Consider the following 26,635-nt stretch of genomic DNA (forward strand, 5'->3'; position numbering starts at 1 on the left):
AAACTAATTAATCGATTTTTTTAAAAACCACACATGCATTATGGCCTCCAAAACCAAATGTGTTACTCATGGCAACTTTTACATCTCGTTTTTGAGCTTTGTTCAATGTAAGGTTTAAACTAGGATCTATATTCTCATCTACCGTAGTATGGTTTATGGTTGGCGGTACTACGCCATGCTCCATGGCCAATATTGAAGCAATTGCTTCAATGGCCCCTGCCGCTCCTAATAAGTGACCGGTCATGGACTTGGTAGAATTGATATTTATAGCTTTGGCATGTTCTCCAAATACTTGAGTTATTGCCTTAAGCTCTGCTACATCACCTAAGGGAGTAGAAGTACCATGTGTATTTATGGCATCTACATCTTCAATAGATAATCCCGCATCTCTCAAACAATTTTCCATTACCCTTACAACACCTATACCATCTGGATGCGGTGCGGTCATATGGTAAGCATCACTGGACATTCCGCCACCAGCTACTTCTGCATATATTTTTGCACCTCTAGCCACTGCATGTTCATATTCTTCAAGAACCAAAGCTCCCGCTCCTTCTCCTAGAACAAAACCATCACGGGTTGCATCAAAAGGTCTTGAAGCCGTTTCTGGATCATCGTTCCTTGTTGACAATGCGTGCATTGCTCCAAAACCACCCATACCTGCAATAGTTACGGCCGCCTCGCTACCACCTGTTACAATAACGTCACAATGGCCCAAACGTATATAGTTCAAGGCATCTATCATAGCGTTTGCCGATGAGGCACAAGCAGAAACTGTTGTATAATTAGGCCCCATAAAACCATGTTTTATAGATATGTTTCCCGGTGCTATGTCAGCAATCATCTTTGGTATAAAGAATGGATTGAATCTTGGCGTACCATCACCATTGGCAAAATTCATGACTTCGTTCTGAAAAGTTTCCAATCCACCAATTCCTGCTCCCCAAATTACGCCAACGCGAAATTTATCGATTTTTTCCAAATCTAATTTAGAATCAAGAATGGCTTCGTCAGAAGAGACTAGCGCATACTGCGCAAACCTATCTAACTTACGTCCTTCTTTTCTTTCAAAGTAATCCTCTGTGCTGTAATTCTTTAGCTCACATGCAAATTTTACTTTAAATTTTTCTGTATCGTAATAAGTTATTGGTGCTGATCCACTTTTTCCGTTGACCAAGGAATTCCAATACTCTTCTATATTATTACCTATTGGGGTAAGCGCCCCCAAACCTGTAACTACAACTCGCTTTAACTGCATTTAACTTTTTATTTGTTTAAATCTAAACCAAGCGTAAATTAAAAAAAATTATCCATGCGGAGCATTTACCACATGGATAATTTGAATTCTATTTAAGAAAACATCTTTACTTCGCTTCTTCTATATAGCTGATCGCTTGACCAACAGTTGCGATATTCTCAGCTTGATCGTCTGGAATTTGGATATCAAATTCTTTTTCGAACTCCATTATCAACTCTACTGTGTCTAATGAATCTGCGCCTAAATCGTTAGTAAAGCTAGCCTCGGTTACCACTTCGTTTTCATCAACTCCTAATTTATCAACGATGATAGCTTTAACTCTTGATGCAATGTCTGACATAATAATATTTGTTTTAAAAATTTAAATTGAAGGCAAAAATAAAAAACTTTGGTTTAATTACACTAATTGTCATTAAAATGTATGGTAATTTAATAAAATTAAAGACATGTGATGTAATTTTACCGTATTAATATTTTGTTTCAGTAACGGTAATTAAAGGTATTAAAAAGTAGTAAGGAAATTAGAACGGTAATTGTTATTCGTTTTTCTAAATTCTGACATGCTTTAAATTTACTCTATTTGCCAATTTTAAATTCATTGTTCGCTCTCTTAAAAAGACCACTTATATTGAAAACCAAAAAAATCATTCTTTTTGCCTCAGGCTCCGGATCTAATGTTGAAAACATTGCCAACTATTTTAAACTCCGCAAAGACGTTACTATATGCTGTGTTCTAACCAACAAAAGAGATGCCAAAGTCATAGACAGATGTAACAGACTTGAAATAACTGCTTTGTCTTTTAACAGACAAGCGTTCTCTAAAAGCGATTTTATTCTTAACATGCTACAGTCTTTAGAACCTGACCTTATAGTATTAGCCGGCTTTTTATGGAAGATTCCTGAAACCATAACCAATGCATTCCCAAAACAAATTGTAAACATTCACCCCGCACTGCTACCAAAATATGGCGGTAAAGGTATGTACGGCATGAACGTGCATAACGCAGTAAAAAAGCACAAAGAAACCGAAACCGGTATAACCATACACTACGTAAATGCGCATTATGACGAAGGGACAATTATTAAACAGGCAAAAGCGCAATTGACCAAAGTAGATTCTGCTGAAGACATTGCTGCAAAAGTGCACCAATTAGAATATGAATACTTCCCAAAAGTAATTGACGAAATTTTACTGAAACAATAATGGCTAATAAGGAAAAGTTCTATGTTGTCTGGAAAGGTAAAAAACCGGGCATTTACAATTCTTGGAAGGAATGTAAGAAGTCTATTGCCAACTATGCCGGTGCAGAATATAAATCTTTTGAGTCTTTTGATACCGCAAAAAAAGCCTACAATGGCAATTATGCCGATTTTAAAGGGAAGAAAAAAACAACGCCTTCCTTATCTAAAGCAGAATTAGCACGAATAGGCCAGCCAAATTATCATTCTATCTCTGTTGATGCGGCTTCTAGCGGAAATCCCGGTGTTATGGAATACCAAGGCGTAGACACTAAAACAGGTAAAAAACTATTTAGACAAGGTCCTTTTCCGCAGGGCACCAATAATATTGGAGAATTCTTAGCCCTGGTTCACGGACTAGCGTTTTTAAAAGAGCGCAATAGCGACCGTGTTATCTATACAGATTCCAGAACCGCCATGAGTTGGGTACGTAAAAAGAAATGCAACACCAAACTAACCGTGTCTGGCAAAAACAAAAATCTCTTCGACCTCATAGACAGAGCTGAAGACTGGTTGAAAAAAAATAAATACCATACTATTATCGTAAAATGGGAAACAAAGGCCTGGGGAGAAATTCCCGCAGACTTTGGCAGAAAATAATTATCACCCCCCTGCCTCAAATTATAGTTGACAACTATTACCATTTGTATTTAATAAACCCTTTTTAATTAGCCCTCCAAAATCGTATATTTGCAGCTTAAATTTTTACAATTTTATGGGCAAGCTCTTAATAGTAGGTACTGTCGCTTTTGACGCCATCGAAACTCCTTTTGGCAAAACAGATAAGATTTTAGGCGGTGCAGCTACCTATATTGGTTTAGCAGCATCTCAATTTGATGTTGATTCAGCCATCATATCTATAGTTGGCGATGATTTACCACAAGAATATTTAGACCTATTAACAAACAGAAAAATCGACATTTCTGCTTTAGAGATCGTTAAAGGTGGTAAAACTTTTTTCTGGAAAGGTAAATACCACAATGATTTAAACTCTAGAGATACTTTAGCTACAGAACTAAACACTTTAGAAGACTTCAACCCCGTTGTTCCTGAAAATTACAATGATGCCGATGTAGTAATGCTTGGTAATCTTCACCCAATTGTTCAATTAGGTGTAATTAATCAAATGAAAAAGCGACCAAAGTTAATCATATTGGACACCATGAATTTTTGGATGGACAATGCGCTGAACGATTTAACGGAAGTTATTAAACATATAGATGTCTTAACAATTAATGACGAGGAAGCCAGACAATTAACTAACGAATACTCATTGGTAAAAGCAGCACAAAAAATATTTACCATGGGCCCTAAATATGTGGTAATCAAAAAAGGAGAACACGGTGCTTTATTATTTCATGAAGAGCAAATTTTCTTTGCCCCCGCATTACCTTTAGAAGAAGTATTTGACCCAACGGGAGCTGGTGATACCTTTGCCGGTGGATTTTCAGGATTCTTGGCGGCCACCAATGACCATTCCTTTGAAAACATGAAAAAAGCTATTATTCATGGATCCAACTTAGCTTCATTTAGCGTTGAGAAATTTGGCACAGAAAGAATGATCCAACTAGAACGTAAAGAAATTAGAGAAAGACTGCAACAGTTCAAAAGACTGACCCAGTTTGATATAGAATTACAATAATCCCCCTAGCCCCAAAATATTTTGGGGTTTTTTTAATTCCAAAAACAATGAGTGACGCAATTAAGCATGAGTGCGGTATTTCGGTAATACGGTTGTTAAAACCCTTAGAGTATTACAAAGAAAAGTATGGAACAGCATTTTATGGTGTAAATAAAATGTACCTAATGATGGAAAAACAGCATAACCGCGGTCAAGACGGTGCTGGTTTTGCTAGTATAAAATTAGATGTAAAAGCAGGGGAACGCTACATGAGTCGCGTGCGTTCTTGCCAACAACAACCCATACAAGATATTTTTGCCCAAATCAACGACCGTATAAATTCAGAACTTAAAGAGCATCCAGAATATGAGGATGATGTGGCATTGCAAAAAAAGCATATACCTTATATAGGTGAATTGCTTTTAGGGCATGTGCGTTACGGAACTTTCGGCAAAAACAGTATTGAAAGTGTACATCCCTTCCTAAGACAGAATAACTGGATGCACCGTAACCTTATTGTTGCAGGTAATTTCAACATGACCAATGTCCATGAACTTTTTGACAACCTTATTCAGCTAGGCCAACACCCAAAAGAAATGGCAGATACGGTTACCGTTATGGAAAAAATAGGTCATTTTCTTGATGATGCGGTAGCTAAATTATACAAGCAAATTAAAAAGGAAGGCTACACAAAGCAAGAAGCCTCTCCGCTTATCGCTGAACGTTTAAAAGTGTACAAAATATTAAGAAGGGCCGCTAAAAATTTTGATGGAGGATATGCCATGGCCGGCTTATTAGGACATGGTGACGCCTTTGTTCTAAGAGATCCCAGCGGAATAAGACCTGCCTATTACTATAGAGATGACGAAGTTGTTGTAGTAGCATCGGAGAGACCGGCAATACAAACGGTATTCAATGTACCTTATGACGAAGTAAAAGAATTAGACCCAGGCGCCGCTATCATTATTAAAAAGAACGGCACCAGCGCTATTAAGCAAATACAAGAACCAAAAGAACGTAAAGCATGTTCTTTTGAACGCATCTATTTCTCTAGAGGTAGCGACAAAGAAATCTACCAAGAGCGTAAAGCTTTAGGTAAGCTGGTATTCCCTCAGATATTGGAATCTATCAATGAGGATATTAAGAATACTGTTTTCTCATATATACCTAATACGGCCGAAACTTCTTTCTATGGTATGGTGAAAGAAGCGCAAAATTATCTGAACAAGAAAAAAGAAGAACAGATACTAGCTTTAGGCACTGGTATTACCGGGGAACAACTACATGAAATTTTAGATGTACGCCCAAGAATAGAAAAAGTTGCCATTAAAGATGCAAAGCTTAGAACATTCATTACCCAAGATAGTAGTAGAGATGATCTTGTAGCACATGTTTATGACATCTCATACGGTTCTGTAAAGAAGGGAGACAATCTTGTCATTATAGACGATAGTATTGTTCGCGGTACTACACTTAAAAAGAGTATCCTTAGAATTTTAGACAGGTTATCACCAAAGAAAATTGTAGTAGTATCCTCTGCACCTCAAATAAGATACCCTGATTGTTATGGTATTGATATGGCAAAATTAGAGGATTTTATTGCATTCAAAGCAGCATTAGCATTGCATCAAGATAATAACTCTATGCACGTTGTAGATGATATTTATCAAAAATGTTTAGCACAGGTTGACAGTCATGATAGTGAAGTAATTAATTACGTTAAAGAGTTCTATGCTCCATTTACAGCAAAGCAGATTTCAAAGAAAACAGGAGAATTGCTAAGTCCTGATGGAATAAACGCAGAGGTTTCTATCATATACCAGAATATAGAAAACCTACATGAAGCTTGCCCTAAGAATTTAGGTGATTGGTATTTTACAGGAAACTACCCAACACCTGGTGGAAATAGGGTTGTAAATAGAGCATTTATAAACTTTTACGAAGGAAACAACCAACGTGCTTATTAAATAATATTTCGATGAAATACACTTAATTTATGTACTTCACCGACGAATAAAGCATTTGAACGACTGAATAACCTTATTGACGTAACCAGTTTTACTTTTAAAGCTACCATAGCATAAGTAGGTTAAGTTCATGGTAAGATTTGGGGCAAAAAAGGTGGGGTTTTCTCCACCTTTTTTATTTACCATTATGTACTACGTTAAACTCTTGTCATCCATTTCTTCATAATATACCCTTTAACGTTTTTACGAGACGTTTAGCCAATACCTTTAATATTCATTAAGAAGCCTATTATCTTTACAGCACCATAGCATAAGTAGGTTAAGTTCATGGTAAGATTTGGGGAAAAAGGCGGAGCAATGCTCCGCCTTTTTATTTTTTACCATTCTAGCCTACACTATATAAAAACCATTTAAATCTTTAATTTCAGCAATACAACCTAACTATATGAAGTACAACGAATAGCTTTTATAACATTTGTATCTATTTATATCTTTACAGCACCATAGCATAAGTAGGTTAAGTTCATGGTAAGATTTGGGGAAAAGGCGGAGCAATGCTCCGCCTTTTTATTTTGCGTCAATTTCACTATAAACCAACCAGTTACACCGTACTAATTACCCATTAACAAGTGTCTTTAGCTAAAGAAAAGATAATTTTTTTCTTAAAAATCCTTTTTTTATTTACTCAATACCAGTAATTTAGTATCGCCATAGCATAAGTAGGTTAAGTTTATGGTAAGATTTGGGACGAAAAGGGTGGAGACTTCTCCGCCCTTTTCTATTTTAAAACCAAAAAAAACCACTCATGAAAATTTCATAAGTGGTTTCTTACAAGATAGTTAAGACTATTTCTACTCTTACTTATTTATTACTTGCGTATCTTTTTGATACCTCTTCCCAGTTAATGATATTAAAAAATGCTTCAATATATTCCGGTCTCTTGTTTTGATAATTTAAATAATATGCATGCTCCCATACATCCAATCCTAAAATTGGTTGACCTCCACATTCCACTCCTGGCATTAATGGGTTGTCTTGGTTTGGTGTAGAACATACTTCCACTTTGCCACCTTCATGAACACATAACCATGCCCAACCAGAACCAAATCTAGTACCTGCAGCTGTTGTGAACTTATTTTTGAATTCTTCAAAAGAACCAAAGGCGCTATCAATTGCATCTGCTAATTCACCACTTGGCTTTCCGCCACCATTTGGCGACAAGATTGTCCAGAACAAAGAGTGATTGTAAAATCCGCCACCATTATTTCTAACAGCACCGTTGCTCATATCCAATCCGGTTAAAATATCTTCTATAGATTTTCCATCAAGGTCAGTGCCTTCTATAGCAGCATTTAATTTAGTTGTATATCCGTTATGATGTTTTGTATGATGTATTTCCATTGTCCTTGCATCAATATGAGGCTCAAGAGCATCATAAGCGTAAGGCAATTTAGGTAGTTCAAAAGCCATAATTTATGTATTTTAAGGTTAATATTAATTCTATTCCAAAGTTACGGATTTTAACATTTATATTCACGTAATTATTTGTTAAGAACTGTACAGGAATCCTTAATTTGCAGTAAAAATCCGTGTCTAGTAATTCCTTTACCATATACAACGCTTCTGCAGGATCTGGCAAAACCTATGCCCTTGCCAAGGTATACTTAAAAATTATACTGGCTTCGCCACAAAATTTCAGAAAAATATTGGCCATCACATTTACCAACAAAGCGGTAAATGAAATGAAACACAGAATATTGAACAGCTTGTTCGATTTTTCAAAAACCACTTCGCTTGAAGATGCCAATCCGTTATTCCAGGACATACTAAATGAAACTAGTTACACTTTTGAAGAATTACCGGCATTAAGCAAGCTTCGATTAAAACAAATTTTACATAACTACGCTTTTTTTGATATTTCTACCATAGATAAGTTTACACACAGACTTATAAGAACTTTTGCCAAAGATTTAAAGATTCCACAAAACTTTGAAGTTGTTCTAGATGTAGACCTACTTTTACAAGAAGCCGTGGAACGCGTAATCAGTAAAGCAGGCGAAGATCCTGAATTCACCAAAGTACTGCTAGATTTTGCCCTGGAAAAAATTGAAGATGACCGTAGTTGGGATATTGGCTTTGACCTATTAAAAATTGGCAAACTAATATTCGACGAAAATAATGCCGAACATTTAAAGCAGTTAAAATCTGTTGAACTTGGCGACTTCTTAAAATTACAAAGCCATCTTAAAAAACAGACCAAAAATCTAGAGAAGCATATTATTGAACTTGGCTCTGCCGCTATAGAAACTATCACCGCATCAGGATTAGACCTTAAAGATTTCCCTAGGGAAACATTGCCTAATCACTTTAAAAAAATAATTGCCGGCAACTTTACGCCCACCCAGCTATACAATAATAAACTAGAGGATAACTTAATTGAGGGCAAAATTGTAAAAGCTACCGTTAAAAATACACCAGAGGATCTAGCCCCCCAATTACTTCATCATTATCAAGCTATAAAACAGCTTATTTACAAAAGGGGATTGTATGCCAATATCAATAGAAACATAATTCCTTTTGCGCTTCTAAATGCCATACAAAAAGAGCTAAAGATCATTCAAGAAGAAAAAGACCAATTGTCTATTTCAGAATTCAATACCTTAATTGCCAAAGAGGTCAAAGACCAACCTGCTCCGTTTATTTATGAAAGACTTGGGGAAAAATACCGTCATTACTTTATTGACGAATTTCAAGATACTTCACAAATGCAATGGGAAAACCTCATTCCATTAATTGGTAGCGCTATGGAAGGTGAAGATGAACTGGGAAGTACAGGGTCTTTATTTTTGGTGGGCGACCCTAAGCAAGCTATTTACAGATGGCGCGGTGGTAAAGCAGAACAGTTTCTAGAATTGGCAACGCACCAAACGCATCCGTTCACCATACAGTCTGATCTGGTTACCTTACCTAAAAACTACAGAAGTTACGCAGAAGTCATCAACTTCAACAATAACTTCTTTCAAAGTATTAGTCCGTTCTTAGAAAATGATATTTACCAAGAATTCTTTAAAATGGGCAATACACAAGAAACCAATCATAAAGAAGGTGGCTATGTTCATATCTCATTATTAGAAGAAGATACCGATGAGGAATATGCAGCCAATACATTGACAACTATTCAACAATGTTTGGATCAAGGGTATACGTATAGTGATATTTGTATTATCATCAGAAAGAAAAAACATGGTCTGCTACTGGCAGATTTTTTAATGCAACATAAAATACCCGTTGTTTCTTCAGACTCCTTACTTCTTAGTGAGAGTGCCAAAGCTATTTTCTTGGTACAACTTATTAGATATATGGTACAGCCTACGGAACAAGAGATACAATATGAGCTTTTAAATTTTCTGTCCGAAGGAAAAAATGATAAACACGCCTATATCTATGAGAATTTAGGAAAGCTAGATGCCCATCTTTTAGAAACCTATGGTTTTGATGCTTCTCAACTTAGACAGACATCCGTGTTTGACGGATTGGCTTATGCCATAAGAACATTCGACTTAATACCTACTTCAGACGCTCACCTATCTGCCTTTATGGACCTTGTTTTTGATGTAGAGCAGAAATACGGCTCAGATATGCAGTCCTTTTTAGATTATTGGGACAAGAAAGGAACTTCAGCGAGCATTAGCACACCAGAAAATATGGAATCTGTGCAGATCATGACCATTCATAAATCTAAAGGGCTAGAGTTTCCTGTTGTTATTTTCCCTTATGCCGATTCTAATGTTTTTGAAGAAATTGACCCAAAATTATGGCTTCCGGTAAACAAAGAGGAATTCCTTGGTTTTTCAGAAGTACTCATCAATAAAAAGCAAGAAGTACAAGAATACGGTGAATTAGAATCTCTGCTCTATAAAGTAGACCATCAAAAATTACAGCTAGATGCCTTCAACCTTTTATACGTAGTACTTACCAGAGCGGTAAATGCCCTATTTATTATAAGCGCCAACAAACTAGATAAAAAAGGAGAACACAATACCAATTACTATTCTGGGCTATTCATTCACTTTTTAAAGAACATTGGTGCATATCAACCAGATAAACTATCGTACCATTTTGGCGAATTGTTACCACAATCCTCTAAAAAAAACACCAGTACCGATCAACTAACCATACCTTATATATATACCAATAAAAACAGACCTGATTTCAAGATACTTGCCTTGGCCGGAACTTTGTGGGATGAAGGTTTAGATGTTGCCATTAATCAAGGAAATGTTATACATTATATATTAGGGTCCATCTTTACAACATCAGATCTAAACAGAGCCGTACAAATGGCAGTACAAAAAGGCCTGATCAAAGAGCAAGAAGTAAATGAAATAAAGGAAATTGTAAAAAAGGTCATCTTTCACAAAGATTTGATGCAATTTTACCAAAATGACGTAGAAGTACTTAATGAACGGGACCTGTTACTAGCAGACGGCACTATTCAAAGACCAGACAGGGTAGTGTTAAAAGGAAGGCACGCTACGATCATTGATTATAAAACAGGAGAACAAAACCCCAAATATCATCATCAAATAAACACCTATGCCCAAAGTTTTTCTAACATGGGCTACACAATAGACAATAAGATTATTGTGTACATTAATACAGAAATAGAATTAGATTATATATAAAGACGTATGTACGGAAAAATTAAAGAACACTTACAGCAAGAAATTGAGAACATTAAAAATGACGGACTCTTTAAAGAGGAAAGAATTATTGTTTCTCCACAAGATGCAGTCATAAAAATTAACACCGGACAAGAGGTGATAAATTTTTGTGCCAATAATTATCTAGGGCTTTCTTCTCACCCAGAGGTTATACAAGCCGCTAAAGACGCTATGGATACACATGGTTTTGGAATGTCATCTGTACGCTTTATTTGTGGTACACAAGATATTCATAAAACCTTAGAGCAAAAGATAGCACATTTTTATGGCACAGAAGACACTATATTATACGCCGCTGCTTTTGATGCGAATGGCGGGGTGTTTGAACCCTTACTTACGGCAGAAGATGCTATCATCTCTGATTCCCTAAACCACGCCTCTATTATTGACGGAGTTCGTTTATGTAAAGCAAAGCGCTACCGCTATGCGAATAGTGACATGGCCGATCTAGAAACGCAACTTATAAAAGCGAACGAAGACGGAGCTCGTTTTAAGATTATTGTTACGGATGGCGTGTTCTCTATGGATGGTATTGTAGCTCCGTTAGATAAAATATGTGACCTAGCCGACAAGTACGATGCATTAGTAATGATCGATGAATGCCATGCCACCGGGTTTATAGGTGAAAAAGGTAAAGGAACGCTAGAGGAAAAGGGGGTTATGGGCAGAATTGACATAATTACCGGAACCTTAGGCAAGGCACTAGGTGGCGCCATGGGCGGTTATACCACCGGTAAAAAAGAAATTATCACCTTATTAAGGCAACGCTCCAGACCTTATCTGTTTTCAAATTCTTTAGCACCTGCAATTGTAGGCGCATCTATTAAGGTGTTTGATATGCTAGAAAACGACACTTCTTTACGAGATAAATTGCAAGAAAATACGGCATACTTTAAAAAAGGTATTAAAGACGCAGGTTTTGACATAATAGATGGCGATTCTGCTATTGTGCCCGTCATGTTATATGATGCAAAATTATCCCAAGACATGGCCAATAAATTATTGGAAAGAGGTATTTATGTCATAGGCTTTTTCTACCCGGTAGTACCAAAGGGCAAGGCAAGGATTAGGGTTCAATTATCGGCAGCACATACCAAAGAACATTTAGACGCCGCAATCAAAGCATTTACGGAGGTCGGAAAAGAAATGAAAATCGTTTAAATGCAGCATTTTATCTATTAAATGCGCTAAAAAAAATAGGAAATTGATTTTGTTAATAACCTTTAACAAGTTACATTTGCAGCTAATAAACACTTAAACTTAAAATTTAATACATGAAACATCTTAGCAAATTATTGGCGGTTGCCCTACTTGTAGTAGGTATCAACAGCATACAAGCGCAAGACGAGAATAACCCTTGGCAAGTGCAATTTGGGGTTAATGCCATTGACGTATATCCAACTTCGGATGTAAGTTCTTTCGGTAACGAATTCTTCAATGTGAACGATCACTGGAATATTTTACCTTCTATCTCTTATGTAGGAGTATCTAAGTCAATTGGAGATGGTTTCTCTATTGGTGCAAGAGGTTCTCTTAACAAAATTAGCAAATTAGGTGATACTAGCGTTGACGATTTGTCTCACTACGCTATAGATGGTACAATAAAATATGATATCATAAAAAGACAAACTGTTCTTGATCCGTTCATCGAAATAGGTGGTGGTTATACTTGGATCGATGAAATTGGTGCTGGTACTGCAAATGGTGGTATTGGTGTTAATATCTGGTTTACTGAAAACCTAGGTCTTACATTACAATCTTCTTATAAGCATGCTTTCGAAGATTACTTAGCTCCACATTTTCAACACTTAGCTGGTATCTCAGTTAAATTTGGTGGTACTGATACTGATGGTGATGGTGTCTATGATAAAGATGATGCTTGTCCAGAAGTTGCTGGTCTTGAAGCATTCAACGGTTGTCCTGATGCTGATGGCGATGGAATTGAAGACAGCAAAGATGCTTGTCCTAACGAAGCTGGTTCTAAAGAAATGAACGGATGTCCTGATGCTGACGGTGACGGTGTTGCTGATAAAGATGATGCTTGTCCTAACGAAGCTGGTCTTCCTGCTTTAGCTGGTTGTCCTGATGCTGATGGTGACGGTGTTGCTGATAAAGATGATGCTTGTCCTTCTGAAGCTGGTCCTGCTGAAAACAAAGGTTGTCCTTGGCCTGATACTGACGGTGACGGTGTATTAGACAAAGATGATCAATGTCCTGAGATTGCTGGTACAGTAGCTAACGCTGGTTGTCCTGAAGTAACTGAAGAAGTTCAAAAGCAATTGAACGATTACGCTAGAACTATCTTATTTGATACTGGTAAATCTTCTATCAAAGCTGAGTCTACTTCTGTAATGGTTGACATTATCACAATCCTTAAAGAATATCCTAACGCTAAGTTTACTGTTGAAGGTCATACTGACAGTGTAGGTAGCGAAAAATTAAATCAAAGCCTTTCTGAGTCAAGAGCTCTTTCTGTAAAAGAATTCTTAGTAGACAAAGGAATCGAAGAGTTTAGATTATCTGCTGTAGGTTACGGTGAGTCTAAGCCAATGGCTACAAACAATACAAGAGCTGGTAGAGCTCAAAACAGAAGGGTAGAAATTAACTTAGTAAAATAAGTTTAATAAAAACCTAAGTGTTTTAATAACTAAAAGCTCCGCAATATTGCGGAGCTTTTTTATTTTTACACTATGCAGAGCTTTATAAAAGATATAGTACAAGAAGTAGTAAAGAATAATCCAGATACTGGTAACGTAGTTTTTATTCTACCCAGTAAACGTGCCGGTGTTTTTCTAAAAAAAATACTATCACAATCTCTTACACAAACAGTACTTGCACCAGAAATCTATAGTATAGAAGATTTCATTGAAAAGGTTTCAAATCTAGTTACCGCAAATACTACCACACAATTATTTGAACTTTATAACGCCTATTTGAAAGTGGGTGATTATGAAAAGGAATCTTTCGATGCTTTCTTGAAATGGGGACAAATACTCTTACAAGATTTTAATGAGGTAGATCGTTACTTAGTTGACGCTTCTACCCTATACCAAAATGTTGCCGCTATACAAGAGGTCAATCATTGGTCCTTGAATCCTGATAATTCTGAGATGATTGAAAACTACCTTCATTTCTGGAGGTACCTAGAAGATATATACCACCAATTTAATAACCGATTGCTTGAACAAGGACTTGGCCACCAGGGACTTATTTACAAAACATCGGTATCTCAATTGCCTAACTACCTCAGTAACACCAAGAAAAAACATATCTTTTTGGGCTTTAACGCCCTCAATACCGCAGAGAGCATACTAATACAAACAATTCTTGAAAAAACAGATGCCTCCATATATTGGGACATTGATCCTTATTTTCTTCAAGATAATATACACGATGCAGGTTTTTTTATACGGAATTATAAAAGCACCTGGAATGTGTTAAAAGACAAACCCCTTACGGGACTCACCAATTACTACAATACTAAAAAGAACATTGAGATTATTGGTGTTCCTAAAAACATCTCTCAGGTAAATTATGTGGGCGATCTGTTGTATAAAATTCAGAATAAATCTCCAGAGGCTTTACGCAATGCTGCCATTGTTCTTGGTAATGAAGAGTTATTGAATCCGTTGCTGAATTCTATTCCTGACAATATTCCTGCAACGAACATTACTATGGGGCAAAAGCTAGAATCTACAACATTGGCTAGCTTTTTCACCAACCTCATTGAGTTCCATGAACAAAAGACCGAAAAAGGATGGTTCTATAAGCATTTATTGAATCTATTGACACATTCCTATTCCGTACTATTATTTGATGCTAACGAAGTCTCTACAGAACGATTGGTTTCAAAAATTAAAACAAATAACTGGTCTTATATCACCAGTACACAATTACATGAACTGCTGCCTGAAAATCCAGCAGTTCATTTACTTTTTGAAGATGTAAAGAACAACCCAAATGGATTAATAGAAAATTTCTTGGCACTTATTAATGCCATTAGAACCATTGAAACGGTAAAGGAGAATTCTCTATTGCTAGAGCAACTCTACAAGTTCTTTACCTTATTTAATCAGCTAAAAGATCTTTGTACCAGTTTTACTTACATCAATAATCTTAAAAGTTTAAAACATCTCTTTAGCCAATTATTAAGTTCAGAAACTTTACATTTTCAAGGAAACCCAATTGAAGGTATTCAGATAATGGGGATGCTAGAAAGTAGATTGTTAGATTTTGAAACTATTATTATTACTTCTGTAAACGAGGGTGTACTACCTTCCGGGAAATCTAATAATTCATTTATTCCGTTCGATTTAAAAATTAAAAACGGATTACCTACCTATAAAGAAAAAGATGCGGTCTACACCTATCACTTTTACCGCTTATTGCAACGTGCCAAAAATGTGTATATACTTTACAACACTGAACCCGATGCTCTTGAAGGCGGAGAACGAAGCAGATTAATTACCCAGCTATTGACCGACGATAACAGAACCGATATTACATCTTTTATAGCTACACCAACTATTCAACCTACAACCAAACCAATAGAACAGGTAGAAAAGACAAAAAGCTTAATGGATCTAATACGTGAGAAAGCCAGAAAGGGCTTCTCTCCCAGTTCATTGAGTAATTACATTAGAAATCCAATAGATTTTTACAAGCAAAATTTATTGAATATTAACGAGGTAATGCAGGTTGAAGAAACATTGGCTCCCAACACCTTTGGTACCATTGTACATGACAGTTTAGAGGAACTATACACTCCCCTCATTGGCAAAACCCTAACTGAAGAATCACTGAACGGCATTCGTAAAGACATATCTTCATCCGTAGCCCGAAATTTTGAGAAAACGTATAAAGAAGGAAATATTAGCTCAGGTAAAAACTATATTTCCTTTCATGTCATTCTAAAATACATACAAACGTTTATAGATGCTGAAATAACGGCTATAAAAGATCATAGCATCAAAATTATTGCGTTAGAACAAGCATTATCAGTACCAATTACGGTACCCGGTTTAGATTTCCCCATTATTTTAAAAGGAAAATTAGACCGCGTAGATGAATATGATGGCATAACACGCATCATAGATTACAAAACAGGAAAAGTAGAACGCCGTAATGTAGAACTAATGGATTGGGAAATACTGACCGATGAGTATCAGTTCAGTAAAGCTTTTCAATTGTTATGCTACGGATTGATGTTTTTTAAAACCCATCCCGCAGAAAATCTAACTATACAAGCAGGTATTATTTCGCTGAAAAACTTTGCAGCAGGAACCTTGCTATTCGCACAAAAAGAATCTGCCCGAGGCGCCAAAAATCACATCATAAACAATGAAGTAATTTCCGATTTCGAGCAGATACTTGGTCAGTTGATAACAGAAATCTGTAACGCTGACATTCCGTTTACTGAAAAAGAAATATAAACTATTTCTTGTCAGGTCTTGTAGGCCTTACCTCAATTTTACTAGGTAAGGTTCTTTCGTTCATTTGCAAAAGATCCAATACCAATTCACCAATATCCTCTGGCTGAATTTTCCATGCGTCTTTTTCATTTGGCTCGTTGTTATTAAAATGTGTAGACACCGATCCTGGCATAATGGTAGACACCTTAATATCATACTGTCTTAAATCTAACATTGCCGCCTGGGTAAAACCGACAACTCCAAATTTAGAGGCATTATACCCTGCTCCTTTTGCAAAGAAATTAGTTCCTGCTAAGCTCGCTAATGTTATATAATACCCTTTAGATTTCTTTAAGGCTTCAACAGATGCTTTTAAAGAGTGAAACGCTCCACTTAAGTTGGTATCTATCATTTGATGCCATTGCTCATCTGTCATCTCGTCTACAGGAGCAAAATTACCAACACCCGCGTTCGCCAACACAACATCTACCTGACCCCATTTATCCATAATTTTAGCTACAGCATCTTTCTCATCAGACATTTTGGCTACGTTAGATACAATACCCAAAACCGCATCATTGTCAAAATCCTTCAAAGCTTTATCAACACTTTCTTGTGATCGACCGCTAACGGCAACTTTCATCCCCTGATCTAATAATGTTTGTGCAACTGCAAACCCAATACCTTTGGTGCCTCCTGTTATATAAGCTACTTTATTCTTTAAATCTTTCATAGTTCAATTTTTAAATTATCACAAGTTACCAATTCTTTGATTTTTTTCTTGTCCTTATAGATTAAGATTTAACGGTTTTCATTTGTTATATTTAACTACAACTTAATACTCCACAATGAACAGGATTATCGTTTGGTCTATCACCGTAGCACTTGCAGGATTTTTATTTGGGTTTGATACCGTAGTTATATCAGGTGCTAACGAACCCATAAAACAATTGTGGAACACCTCGCCTCTATTTCACGGTACTTTTATCATGAGCATGGCACTTTGGGGAACGGTAATAGGCTCTCTATTTGGAGGGATACCCACCAAAAATCTAGGGCGAAAGAAAACCCTGTTATGGGTGGGTATTTTATTTTTAGTGTCCGCTTTAGGTTCTGCTTTGGCACAAGACCCTTATTCATTCTCTGTATTTCGTTTTATTGGCGGAGTTGGTGTTGGCATTTCTTCGGTTGCCGCTCCTATTTATATATCTGAAATTACTTCCAAAGAAAATCGTGGTAAGCTAGGCGGACTCTATCAGTTCTGGTTAGTATTCGGTATTTTAATGGCCTTTGTTTCTAATTGGTTATTGAAAGGTTTTGATGGTGTGAATGACTGGCGCTGGATGTTGGGCGTTGAAGCCATACCTGCATTTATATATACTGCTATGGTACTTACCGTACCAGAAAGCCCACGATGGTTGGCACTACACAAAAAAGACGATGCCGGTGCTTTAAAAATATTGGAGATTATACACCCCAAAGAAAAAGCAGCACAGCAATTACTAGAGATAAAGACCGATTTACAACATAGCAAAAAAAGTGAAAGCCTTTTTCAAAGAAAATATTCTAAAGTACTTTGGCTTGCGTTCTTTATAGCATTCTTTAATCAATTATCAGGTATTAACTTTGTGCTGTACTATGCTCCTGAAATTTTAGAACAAGCAGGTTTAGGCGGTAAAGAATCGCTATTTAACTCTATTGCCATTGGTATCGTAAATCTTGTTTTCACCTTCATTGGTATTCGTTTATTGGATAAACTTGGTAGACGACAACTGATCATCATTGGTTCTATAGGCTATATTATTAGTTTAATTATGGTGGGACTTTGTTTTCAGATGGATTTAGGATCTACACTTACCATTACCTTCATCTGTACCTTTGTTGCCTCTCATGCCATTGGGCAAGGTGCAGTAATTTGGGTATTTATCTCAGAAATATTCCCTAACAGTGTTCGTGCATATGGGCAATCTTGGGGCGTTAGCGTACATTGGGTATTTGCTGCAATCATTACCTTGATTACGCCGTTTTTCTTAGATGCTTCTGAAGGAATCTTTAAAGACCAAGTTTGGTTTATCTACTATTTCTTCTGTGCTATGATGATATTACAGCTCATTTGGGCTATCACAAAAATGCCGGAAACCAAAGGGATTTCTTTAGAGGAATTGAGCAAGGAGTTGGTGAAGGAGTAATTTTAGGCAAAAGCTATTTATACTTTTTTTGGGTTACTATTGCAGGCTATTAATCTTTCATTTCCTAATGATTAATTTTTTCATTTCCAGTAACTTAACAAGGTAGTTTTGCTTTAGAATTTCTTCTTATACAATTCTCCGATGGGTACAACCTAACAAATCAAAATTCAATTTTATGACCAGTAGTTAGAGAATGATTTAATTATTTCTGATGTTATTTACTTAATGCCTTCAAAATGCGCTCTTCATTAATTATAATATCTCTAAATAACACATGGGGAAACTCCGTGTAATTTGACCCTTTAAAAGATTCCAATATGTTAGACAATGTTGATGCGGTTAAAAGCGATAAGTTCATTTCTGTATCCATTTCGCAATCTGTGACAAAATCGTCACTGAATTCTGGCGCTACCAATAAAATCTTTATTATACGAAGATTATTTTTTAAAGCTAATTTTTGATACGATTTTAATTGTCTTGAAACCGTACTGAATTTATTATAACCTCTTTCTTTACTCGTCTTACATTCAACAATAATAATCTCATCGTTTCCTAAATTTAAAAGAATATCTATCATATCCTTTTGGGTATTTATTATACCCTTCAGTGTTTCATCTACATTAAAACCTAATCCTTTAAAAATCACTTTAGTTAATTCCTCAAACTTAGTCCCTAATTCACTTTCTTTTATAGTGATGCCATTTTCCTTCAAAAGATTTAAATCCCTATAAGCAACATTTGAATAATTTTCCAAGTAAAGATTTTCAACATCCTTGTAGTGTTCCAAAATATTTAAAATATCATCCCCTCTTTGTTTTATTCCATTGTCCTTAATGAATTTGGTTAAATCGGACTTAATAATTAAGTCAAGAATATCTCTGGGTTTAATGTTATAGTCCAATAAGTAATCCCCCTTTAAAACAAATTCATCTTGAAACTCAAATTGAACCCTAATCTCCTTATTCAATTTTGGTAGCGATTGATTTAGTTCCACTAGTAGCTTATCAAAGCCATCTAATGATATTCCTACTTTTTCATCACGTTCAACATTCTCAAAATGTTGAATTAAACTACCTATTTTATCTTCTAACACACTTCCTTTAAGGTTTTCAATATTTAATCCTTTCTCACATAATTCATTCAGAGTTTTTTTCTTTTCTGTTAATGTACTTCCTGGTTTATATATATCTTCCATTAGTAAATTGGTGAAAGAAACACCCTCTTTTATTATTTCTTCCACTTTTTGTGAAGAAGATAGCTTCCTATCAATATTATGATCTCTTGCAATTTGATTTATTATAGGATCTCTAAGTAATTTTAAAGTTCTTCTATAGAACTTGGTAGCAACTTCTTTTTTCCTAACAGTTCTTAATAATCGAACCATTTCATCTGCTACATAAATTGTATTCTCTTTATTTGAATAGAATATTACACCGATATTTTTTAGACTTTTAATTACCTCTTGTATGTCCAATTTCTTTATTGGAATAATAGAGTAATTTATAAGTTTAACCTCTTCTTGAGAAAGCCCCAATTGCCTTCCAAGAGTTAAAATTATAGAAAGTTCATCTGAAGTAATTTTTGCATCTCTATTATTCTCGATATCATTTTGATAGGCCGTATGTAAACAGGATTTATATATTTTATAGTCTCTTTTTCTAACTGCGCTTAAGTCAGATTTCTCTTCTTCAAAATCAGCATTGAGACCTTTAATTTTACTATTTAGATTTTTTATTTCTATTTCATACAATCTTGAGAACCAGTCTTGCTTCATTATACAGTTACCATCACGTATGATTATATCTATTAAAATATCTAACTGTGATGTTATTTCTTGAAACTCACATCTTATATAACTTTTAAATTCATCGGATATTAAGTTGAATATTCTGGAAATATTTTGATTATCGACTGATTTTAAACCTTTATCTGACGAACTTAGGATGTTGTCAATCTCTTTAGCACTTTTTGTTTTTTTTGATATGATATTATCTATAATCTTAATAAATGAATTCTTTTCAATGGACCCTAACCTATCAAGTATATTCTCTAGTTTCATATGATTACTTACTTTGTGTTGTTAATCCTAAATAGAAAATTCTAGCAATATAATATTGCCTCTAAAACGGCAGGGGAGAGTAGTGTTTTAGAATCAACTAGAAAGGTAGTATTTTTCTTTAATGTAGCATTACGGTAATCCGTAAAAGAGATGGAAAAAAGCACGAGACACAAATCATAAGATGTTAATTATTAAGCATTAAGAGTTAATTAAAAAGTGATTGGCTGCTTGTATCTTAACTTCCAATGCACGGGATACTACTTCTTTTCCGCCTCAATGAGTCTGTCAATTTTTTAATTTTCTATTTGCAATTGTATCGTTATGGCTCTTGATGATGGCGGACTCATGCATTTGCCTTGCTGTATTTAAAAGGTAGTTTTCTTCTACATAGTAATGCGGGGAACCGTAAAAAAATGGGTATGGGCTGTACAGTTCATAAAAGATAAAAAGATAAACCCAGAAAAAGCTTCTGGGTTTAATATTAATACTAAAGGTTTATCTATTATTCCGTAGGAGGTTGTAGCGTGTAGCCCATAGACGTCATTACGTTTAATTGATCGTAATAATGTGCCATCATCGTAATTTTACCATCTTTAACAACACACGTAACTTGTGCAGGAATAGCAATTTCTTGACCGGTTTTCTTATTTGAAATGGTGTCTGTAGTCCAAACCATGACCCACTCTCCCTCATTTATGCCACCAGTTACTTTTATGGGTGCATAAGACGTATTTGAGTCAATTGAATGTGTAGCAGTTTCAAAACTATCTTTATAATATTCGGACAACTGAGAAGAGTTCATTACGTTGGTAGGACCTCCGCTGAGACCATATATTTTGGCGTCATCTGCTAATTGCGCTACCATAGTTTCCACATCTTCGTTGTGCACTGCATTTACGTAATTTGACACAACAGCTACATTGGCTTCTGCATTCTCAAAATCCATGGTAGCCGAAATTTCTTGTGCGTTATTGATAAATGGTGTTAAAAGCACAGCAAGCATAAAAAGCATAGTCATTTTAATAGTTCTCATAATATATAGTTTTTGGTTATTATTCTAATCAATAGGTATTTTACCACAATGGGGGAATAATATTACCGGCAATACATACTAGGGGAAGTTACTTGCTTCGTTAAATGCTTCAACAATACATGTTGTTTAGACACAAACACACAATGTCTTTATAATCAGTAAGTTAATGATTATTTTCAACATATATATCTCAAAATAAATTAATATGGTATTTTTAATTTTAAATGAAAAACGGATAAAAAATAATGCTTTTTACTGGCAATTAAAGTTCTAAGTTGAAGGTACGGAGTACTATGTATTAAGTAAAAAAAAGGTTACCGGATAGGAACCAGTGACCTTCCCGAAAGCTTTCGGGACGCTCTGTTCCAGACAAAACAACTAATTATCAAGCAAAAAAAAAAGCCCTCACTTTCGTGAAGACTTTAAAGATGTGGAGAATACCGGATTCGAACCGGTGACCTTCCCGAAAGCCTTCGGGACGCTCTGTTCTTTCATTTCTGATGAGATTATTAAATACTCAACATACTTTCTGCTTTTCTTCTTTTTAATTAAAAGCTCAAATGAAACTGCTTCTGTTCGCATTTCAAAATTACGTTGCCATTTTAAAGTCCAATCATTTGCCTTTTTAGTCTCTCTTTTATATCTTCTGTGCTACCAATATAGTATCGGTCTAAAGTCTGGCTGTAAATAATATATGTAGTAAATGACATACCTAAAAGTAATCAAATAAAAAAAATCATAAAACGGTAGTTTTGTAAAATGAAGAATACCGGATAGGAACCGGTGACCTTCCCGAAGGCTTTCGGGACGCTCTGTTCCAGATAAAACAACTAATTATCAAGCTTAAAAAAAGCCCTCACTTTCGTGAAGGCTTTAAAGATGTGGAGAATACCGGATTCGAACCGGTGACCTCTTGCCTGCCAGGCAAGCGCTCTAGCCAACTGAGCTAATCCCCCAATTTTCAAGAGCATCAAAGAAAATACATTTTTCTATGCTAACAAAGTACTACTTAATCTTTCTTTACACTTAATACCAAGACCGGTACCGGGGCATAAAATTCTGATTTAGAAATGGTACTTTTTTCCCATAATTTCTTAAAAAAACCACGTTTTCTTCTAAAAACACATAACAAATCGGGGTGCTTGGCTTGAAAATGCTCTAAAACACCATGGTAGGTAGTTGAGTTTTCTGTAAAGGTCAATTGTGAGCTTATGTCCATCAATGCCGTATTAATTTTTAAATCATCATCTGAATAGCCCGGTGTTTTCACCATTAATAGGTTTATGCTGGCCTTATGCTTGTGCTGAATTTCAATTAACGGATCTAGAATCCTCTTTCTCTTTAAAATACCCGACTTAAAGGCAACTAAAATATTCTCAAAAGACGTATATGTCGTTCCTTTGGGTACGATCAACGTTGGTATGTTCGTTTCTTTTATAATTGCTCCAGAGGTTTGCCCTAAATAATTTTCTTCCTTTATATCATTACTTCTAGGTGCCAAAATAATAAGGTCAATTCCAATACCCTTATCAATTTCTTTAAGTCCATCTTTTAACTCCCCGTTAAAACTGGCTATTTTTATAGAAACATCTTTGGTATCTACCGTTGCTACGACCGCTTTTAATCGCTCTTTAGAGTTATCGGCCACCTTCTGCGTAACATTGGTGAGCGTTCCTGTTTTTCCACTAACGTTAAAAACCTCCATTACATATATTTCTGCATCAAAGTCTTGTGCAAAATTTACTGCATATTGTAATGTTTCATTTGCGTTTACAGAGGTCCCTATAGGAACAAGAATATTCATCATAATATAAGGTATTGGTTATAACTCTAAATTTACAATTTAATTAAATTTATTTTATGATAGCATTGTCAAAGATATTGCAAATACCAAAAATTCTTCTCTAGACAGATGCTGATAGCATAGCTAAAGAAGCCAACGGTATTTGCCAAAGCATTACAGAATAACCTTCTAAACAAGCGTTTGAAAACAATTTAAATGTAATAAACTTTTTGTACTACTTATTGATAACGAAATAACCGCCCGTATTGTTATTTCGTCTTTTATGAGTTAGGAATATAAATCTATGGATTGGTACACAGCAAACGCAAAGTACTGTTACATTCATTACCTAGGGTATAAAGGCCAAGGTTTGCCCATGGTTTGGTAGATTTTTGGGAAAAATTTGCCACAGAAAACAATACACTATCGGTTAGGTTAGATACCTTTAGCCAAAATTTAAAAAATCAGAAATTTTACGTACCGCGTGGTTATATCAAATTAGCTGTTGTCTTTTTACAAAAACAGAGCAATCCTCCTTTTTATTACTACGAACTTGTACTTTAGAAACCATACGTTTTGAAAACCTCCGTTAATTCTAAATCTATAAACGCCCTGGCTATCCCTGCTACTATTGCTGGTATTGCCGAACCCTTGCTTTCCATAACAGATACGGCTATTGTGGGTAATATTCCGGTAGACGGATTAGAGTCTCTTGCCGCTGCCGGCATTGTAGGTTCTTTTCTATCTATGTTGATCTGGATTCTTGGTCAAACCCGCAGTGCAATTTCCGCTATTATTTCGCAATATTTAGGCGCCGGAAAATTGGAGGAGGTCAAAAGTTTACCGGCACAAGCTATTTACCTTAACATTACTTTGAGCATCTTGGTTTTATTGTCTACCGTTTTTGTTATTCAAGAAATCTTTGAGCTGCTAAATGCTACTGGTAAAATACTTCAATATTGCATCGGCTACTACGAAATTCGTGTTTGGGGGTTTCCGTTAACTTTATTCGTTTTTGCGGTGATGGGTATTTTCCGTGGATTACAGAATACCTACTGGCCCATGGTCATTGCCATTACCGGAGCGGTCTTGAACGTAATTTTCGACTTTGCCTTTGTTTACGGTATTGAAGGATTTATCCCTGCCATGTATTTAGAAGGTGCCGCTTATGCAAGTTTATTGGCGCAGGCAATCATGGCAATCATGGCGTTCTACCTACTTTGGACAAAGACGGATATTAGTCTAAAACTAAAACTGCCCATTCATCCAGAACTTGGTAGGCTAGTGGTCATGAGCTTGAATTTGTTTGTGCGTGCCATTGCCTTGAATACTGCGCTTATACTTGCCGTTAGAGAAGCTACAGCACTTGGTGATAAATATATTGGCGCACATACCATTGCAATAAACCTCTGGTTGTTTTCCGCGTTTTTTATTGATGGTTTCGGCGCCGCAGGTAATATTATGGGAGGTAGGTTGTTAGGTGAAAAAAATTATGATGCGCTTTGGTTATTGGCGAAAAAAATTACGAAATACGGACTCATAGTGAGTCTAGTAATCATGGCATTGGCAAGTGTATTCTACAAACCTTTGGGCAGCCTATTTTCTAACGAAGATTTGGTGCTCTCTGCCTTTTATGGGATCTTTTATATTATTATCCTAGGTTTACCAATCAATACTATTGCCTTTGTTCTTGACGGCGTTTTTAAAGGTTTGGGAGAAATGAAGTATTTACGTAACACCTTACTAATAGCTACTTTTTTAGGCTTTGTGCCCATGCTCTTTTTAGGAAAATATCTAGACTGGGGCTTAACAGGAATATGGCTGGCTTTCACCGTTTGGATGTTTATTAGGGGTGCTGCTTTGGTGTGGAAATTTAGAAACAAATTCAAACCTTTGTTGCAAAATCCGTAATTTTGAAGGAAACAGAATGCTATGGTCACCACAAGAAAAAACGGAAGTTTATATACCAGAATAGATGGTAAAGTTGCCCACGTAGAATTTGGGCATCCTGCCAGTAATTCTTTTGTTTCTGAACTTCTAGAACGCCTTACGGATACCATAAACGAACTTTCAGATAACAAAGCCATTTCAGTTATCTTGTTAAAATCCGAAGGTGAAAAAGCATTTTGTGCCGGGGCATCTTTTGATGAATTATTAGAAGTCTCTAACCTTGAAGAAGGCAAAGCATTCTTTAGTGGTTTTGCCCATGTCATCAATGCCATGCGCAAATGTAAAAAGGTCATTGTAGGCCGTGTACATGGTAAAACTGTTGGTGGTGGCGTTGGTCTTGCCGCTGCTTGTGATTATGTATACTCGAACGTAAATTCTTCCATAAAACTATCTGAGCTTAGTATCGGTATTGCTCCGCTGGTAATTGCCCCTGCCGTAGCTCGTAAAATAGGTGCTGCCGCTATGGGCGAAATGTCTTTAGCACCTACCGAATGGAAAAGTGCATATTGGGCGCAAGAAAAAGGGCTGTTCAATAAAGTTTATGACTCTGTACAAGAAATGGATAAGGAGCTGGATTTCTTTATTCTCAAATTGGAAAGTTATAATCCAGATGCTTTGACCGAGTGGAAGAAAGTTTTATGGGAAGGTACCGACCATTGGGATACCTTATTGACAGACCGCGCAGCTATCACCGGTAAATTAGCACTTTCTGATTTTACAAGAAACGCATTGTCAAAATTTAAAAAATAAACAATAACTGAAACAGTGTTTCGTTCTGTTTCTAAATAATTAGTATGGAATTCTTTCAATTTTTAAATGGCAACCTTGTATTTCCCGTTCTTGCACTTTCTGTTTTGATCATTTATTTCGTGAACAAAATGCGCGCAAAGAAGAAATACAAAAGATAATGCTACACCCTACGCAACTAATCGGTATCTCAATCATCTTATAATAAAATCCGCTTTATGTTCGCAAAAATCTCCTTAATAATTCTTTCCATATTTCTTGTAACCTGTAACGATACTATTGAACTGCCAGATTGCTCTACAACTATATGCACATTAAATTTTGTTACCATAACTGTTAGGGTAAAAGATGCATCAGGTGAAGCAGTAATATTAGATAACTACCAGGTTATTGATTCTAAAACGGGTGAAAACCTAGCTACGAATTTTAACGGTGAAGAATATGAATATTCTAAAAAACAAGGTGTCTACCCTATTCTTAGTGATGCCAATCGAAGTCAATATCAAAATAAGTCAGCAACTCTTACCTTCAAAGGTCATATTAATAATGAAGAGGTGATCAACGAAGCCTATGAAGTTAGTGCAGACTGCTGTCATGTGAGCTTAATTACCGGAAATACCGAGATTACTTTAGATTGATTTATTCGCTATAAAT

The 26,635-nt window shown here is 35.8% G+C and carries 20 protein-coding genes and 1 tRNA gene; 12 read left to right on the plus strand and 9 right to left on the minus strand.

All coding sequences use genetic code 11. The features are described from left to right. Nucleotides 1–7: 7 nt before the first annotated feature. Nucleotides 8–1,258: a beta-ketoacyl-ACP synthase II gene (gene fabF, locus BW936_RS01420; RefSeq protein WP_076546543.1), complete on the minus strand. Its 1,251-nt coding sequence runs from the start codon at nucleotides 1,256–1,258 to the stop codon at nucleotides 8–10. A 106-nt stretch (nucleotides 1,259–1,364) separates the two neighbouring features. After that, nucleotides 1,365–1,598: an acyl carrier protein gene (locus tag BW936_RS01425; RefSeq protein WP_008269813.1), complete on the minus strand. Its 234-nt coding sequence runs from the start codon at nucleotides 1,596–1,598 to the stop codon at nucleotides 1,365–1,367. 288 nt (nucleotides 1,599–1,886) lie between these two features. Between BW936_RS01425 and purN the strand changes: the two genes are divergently transcribed. The 4 genes from purN to BW936_RS01445 all read left to right on the plus strand — a co-directional run bounded on the left by purN (nucleotide 1,887) and on the right by BW936_RS01445 (nucleotide 6,085). Further along, a complete protein-coding gene (purN, locus tag BW936_RS01430; protein WP_076546544.1) occupies nucleotides 1,887–2,462 on the plus strand; it encodes a phosphoribosylglycinamide formyltransferase in 576 nt (191 codons plus the stop codon). Further along, complete coding sequence (locus tag BW936_RS01435; RefSeq protein WP_076546545.1) at nucleotides 2,462–3,097, plus strand: ribonuclease H1 domain-containing protein; 636 nt, start codon at nucleotides 2,462–2,464, stop codon at nucleotides 3,095–3,097. Before purN ends, BW936_RS01435 begins: the two co-directional genes overlap by 1 nt. A 115-nt stretch (nucleotides 3,098–3,212) precedes the next feature. Beyond that, nucleotides 3,213–4,139, plus strand: a complete 927-nt coding sequence (locus BW936_RS01440) for a PfkB family carbohydrate kinase (protein ID WP_076546546.1) — start codon at nucleotides 3,213–3,215, stop codon at nucleotides 4,137–4,139. A 47-nt stretch (nucleotides 4,140–4,186) separates the two neighbouring features. Next, nucleotides 4,187–6,085 carry an amidophosphoribosyltransferase gene (locus BW936_RS01445; RefSeq protein ID WP_076546547.1) on the plus strand — a complete coding sequence of 633 codons (1,899 nt, stop codon included), beginning with the start codon at nucleotides 4,187–4,189 and terminating at the stop codon, nucleotides 6,083–6,085. An 861-nt stretch (nucleotides 6,086–6,946) separates the two neighbouring features. Here the strand turns inward: BW936_RS01445 and BW936_RS01450 are convergent. After that, nucleotides 6,947–7,555, minus strand: a complete 609-nt coding sequence (locus tag BW936_RS01450) for a superoxide dismutase (RefSeq protein WP_076546548.1) — start codon at nucleotides 7,553–7,555, stop codon at nucleotides 6,947–6,949. A gap of 119 nt (nucleotides 7,556–7,674) precedes the next feature. On the opposite strand from BW936_RS01450, the gene BW936_RS01455 reads away from it, so the two are divergent. The 4 genes from BW936_RS01455 (at nucleotide 7,675) to BW936_RS01470 (ending at nucleotide 16,241) form a co-directional block, all read left to right on the plus strand. Beyond that, entirely contained in the window at nucleotides 7,675–10,770 is a 3,096-nt protein-coding gene (locus BW936_RS01455; RefSeq protein ID WP_076546549.1) for a UvrD-helicase domain-containing protein, read from the plus strand. A gap of 6 nt (nucleotides 10,771–10,776) precedes the next feature. Then, nucleotides 10,777–11,970: a glycine C-acetyltransferase gene (kbl, locus tag BW936_RS01460; protein WP_076546550.1), complete on the plus strand. Its 1,194-nt coding sequence runs from the start codon at nucleotides 10,777–10,779 to the stop codon at nucleotides 11,968–11,970. 113 nt (nucleotides 11,971–12,083) lie between these two features. Next, on the plus strand, nucleotides 12,084–13,427 hold the full coding sequence (locus BW936_RS01465) for an OmpA family protein (protein ID WP_076546551.1): 1,344 nt from the start codon (nucleotides 12,084–12,086) through the stop codon (nucleotides 13,425–13,427). Between the two features lie 72 nt (nucleotides 13,428–13,499). After that, on the plus strand, nucleotides 13,500–16,241 hold the full coding sequence (locus tag BW936_RS01470) for a PD-(D/E)XK nuclease family protein (RefSeq protein ID WP_076546552.1): 2,742 nt from the start codon (nucleotides 13,500–13,502) through the stop codon (nucleotides 16,239–16,241). Between the two features lies 1 nt (nucleotide 16,242). On the opposite strand, the gene BW936_RS01475 is transcribed toward BW936_RS01470, so the two are convergent. Next, nucleotides 16,243–16,953, minus strand: a complete 711-nt coding sequence (locus BW936_RS01475; protein ID WP_076546553.1) for an SDR family oxidoreductase — start codon at nucleotides 16,951–16,953, stop codon at nucleotides 16,243–16,245. Between the two features lie 115 nt (nucleotides 16,954–17,068). On the opposite strand from BW936_RS01475, the gene BW936_RS01480 reads away from it, so the two are divergent. Further along, complete coding sequence (locus BW936_RS01480) at nucleotides 17,069–18,409, plus strand: sugar porter family MFS transporter (protein ID WP_076546554.1); 1,341 nt, start codon at nucleotides 17,069–17,071, stop codon at nucleotides 18,407–18,409. A gap of 214 nt (nucleotides 18,410–18,623) precedes the next feature. Here BW936_RS01480 and BW936_RS01485 read toward each other — a convergent pair whose 3' ends face one another. The 5 genes from BW936_RS01485 to BW936_RS01505 form a co-directional block, all read right to left on the minus strand. Next, a complete protein-coding gene (locus BW936_RS01485) occupies nucleotides 18,624–20,468 on the minus strand; it encodes a hypothetical protein (RefSeq protein ID WP_076546555.1) in 1,845 nt (614 codons plus the stop codon). A gap of 502 nt (nucleotides 20,469–20,970) precedes the next feature. Beyond that, entirely contained in the window at nucleotides 20,971–21,501 is a 531-nt protein-coding gene (locus BW936_RS01490; RefSeq protein ID WP_076546556.1) for a nuclear transport factor 2 family protein, read from the minus strand. Between the two features lie 602 nt (nucleotides 21,502–22,103). Then, nucleotides 22,104–22,211, minus strand: coding sequence for a GIY-YIG nuclease family protein (locus BW936_RS20150; protein ID WP_076546557.1), 108 nt, complete (start codon nucleotides 22,209–22,211; stop codon nucleotides 22,104–22,106). Nucleotides 22,212–22,383: 172 nt separating this feature from the next. After that, nucleotides 22,384–22,457 (minus strand) — tRNA-Ala (locus BW936_RS01500). Nucleotides 22,458–22,510: 53 nt separating this feature from the next. Next, nucleotides 22,511–23,308 carry a universal stress protein gene (locus BW936_RS01505; RefSeq protein ID WP_076546558.1) on the minus strand — a complete coding sequence of 266 codons (798 nt, stop codon included), beginning with the start codon at nucleotides 23,306–23,308 and terminating at the stop codon, nucleotides 22,511–22,513. 552 nt (nucleotides 23,309–23,860) lie between these two features. Between BW936_RS01505 and BW936_RS01515 the strand changes: the two genes are divergently transcribed. The 3 genes from BW936_RS01515 to BW936_RS01525 all read left to right on the plus strand — a co-directional run bounded on the left by BW936_RS01515 (nucleotide 23,861) and on the right by BW936_RS01525 (nucleotide 26,619). Beyond that, nucleotides 23,861–25,195: an MATE family efflux transporter gene (locus BW936_RS01515; protein ID WP_076546559.1), complete on the plus strand. Its 1,335-nt coding sequence runs from the start codon at nucleotides 23,861–23,863 to the stop codon at nucleotides 25,193–25,195. Nucleotides 25,196–25,216: 21 nt separating this feature from the next. After that, the gene (locus BW936_RS01520) at nucleotides 25,217–25,984 is read left to right on the plus strand and encodes an enoyl-CoA hydratase/isomerase family protein (protein WP_076546560.1); all 768 of its coding nucleotides are present in this window, start codon (nucleotides 25,217–25,219) and stop codon (nucleotides 25,982–25,984) included. Nucleotides 25,985–26,199: 215 nt separating this feature from the next. Next, a complete protein-coding gene (locus BW936_RS01525; protein WP_076546561.1) occupies nucleotides 26,200–26,619 on the plus strand; it encodes a hypothetical protein in 420 nt (139 codons plus the stop codon). Nucleotides 26,620–26,635 lie beyond the last annotated feature (16 nt).

The organism is Maribacter ulvicola (assembly GCF_900155985.1).
Taxonomy (GTDB): domain Bacteria; phylum Bacteroidota; class Bacteroidia; order Flavobacteriales; family Flavobacteriaceae; genus Maribacter; species Maribacter ulvicola.

Excerpts from the sequence above, each read along its gene's own strand:
- fabF (WP_076546543.1), bottom strand. The coding sequence starts at position 1,258 with ATGCAGTTAAAGCGAGTTGTAGTTACAGGTTTGGGGGCGCTTACCCCA.
- BW936_RS01440 (WP_076546546.1), top strand. The coding sequence starts at position 3,213 with ATGGGCAAGCTCTTAATAGTAGGTACTGTCGCTTTTGACGCCATCGAA.
- BW936_RS01475 (WP_076546553.1), bottom strand. The coding sequence starts at position 16,953 with ATGAAAGATTTAAAGAATAAAGTAGCTTATATAACAGGAGGCACCAAA.
- BW936_RS01480 (WP_076546554.1), top strand. The coding sequence starts at position 17,069 with ATGAACAGGATTATCGTTTGGTCTATCACCGTAGCACTTGCAGGATTT.
- BW936_RS01470 (WP_076546552.1), top strand. The coding sequence starts at position 13,500 with ATGCAGAGCTTTATAAAAGATATAGTACAAGAAGTAGTAAAGAATAAT.
- BW936_RS01425 (WP_008269813.1), bottom strand. The coding sequence starts at position 1,598 with ATGTCAGACATTGCATCAAGAGTTAAAGCTATCATCGTTGATAAATTA.
- BW936_RS01520 (WP_076546560.1), top strand. The coding sequence starts at position 25,217 with ATGGTCACCACAAGAAAAAACGGAAGTTTATATACCAGAATAGATGGT.
- BW936_RS20150 (WP_076546557.1), bottom strand. The coding sequence starts at position 22,211 with ATGTCATTTACTACATATATTATTTACAGCCAGACTTTAGACCGATAC.
- BW936_RS01490 (WP_076546556.1), bottom strand. The coding sequence starts at position 21,501 with ATGAGAACTATTAAAATGACTATGCTTTTTATGCTTGCTGTGCTTTTA.
- BW936_RS01445 (WP_076546547.1), top strand. The coding sequence starts at position 4,187 with ATGAGTGACGCAATTAAGCATGAGTGCGGTATTTCGGTAATACGGTTG.
- BW936_RS01450 (WP_076546548.1), bottom strand. The coding sequence starts at position 7,555 with ATGGCTTTTGAACTACCTAAATTGCCTTACGCTTATGATGCTCTTGAG.
- BW936_RS01505 (WP_076546558.1), bottom strand. The coding sequence starts at position 23,308 with ATGATGAATATTCTTGTTCCTATAGGGACCTCTGTAAACGCAAATGAA.
- BW936_RS01525 (WP_076546561.1), top strand. The coding sequence starts at position 26,200 with ATGTTCGCAAAAATCTCCTTAATAATTCTTTCCATATTTCTTGTAACC.
- BW936_RS01465 (WP_076546551.1), top strand. The coding sequence starts at position 12,084 with ATGAAACATCTTAGCAAATTATTGGCGGTTGCCCTACTTGTAGTAGGT.
- BW936_RS01435 (WP_076546545.1), top strand. The coding sequence starts at position 2,462 with ATGGCTAATAAGGAAAAGTTCTATGTTGTCTGGAAAGGTAAAAAACCG.
- kbl (WP_076546550.1), top strand. The coding sequence starts at position 10,777 with ATGTACGGAAAAATTAAAGAACACTTACAGCAAGAAATTGAGAACATT.
- BW936_RS01485 (WP_076546555.1), bottom strand. The coding sequence starts at position 20,468 with ATGAAACTAGAGAATATACTTGATAGGTTAGGGTCCATTGAAAAGAAT.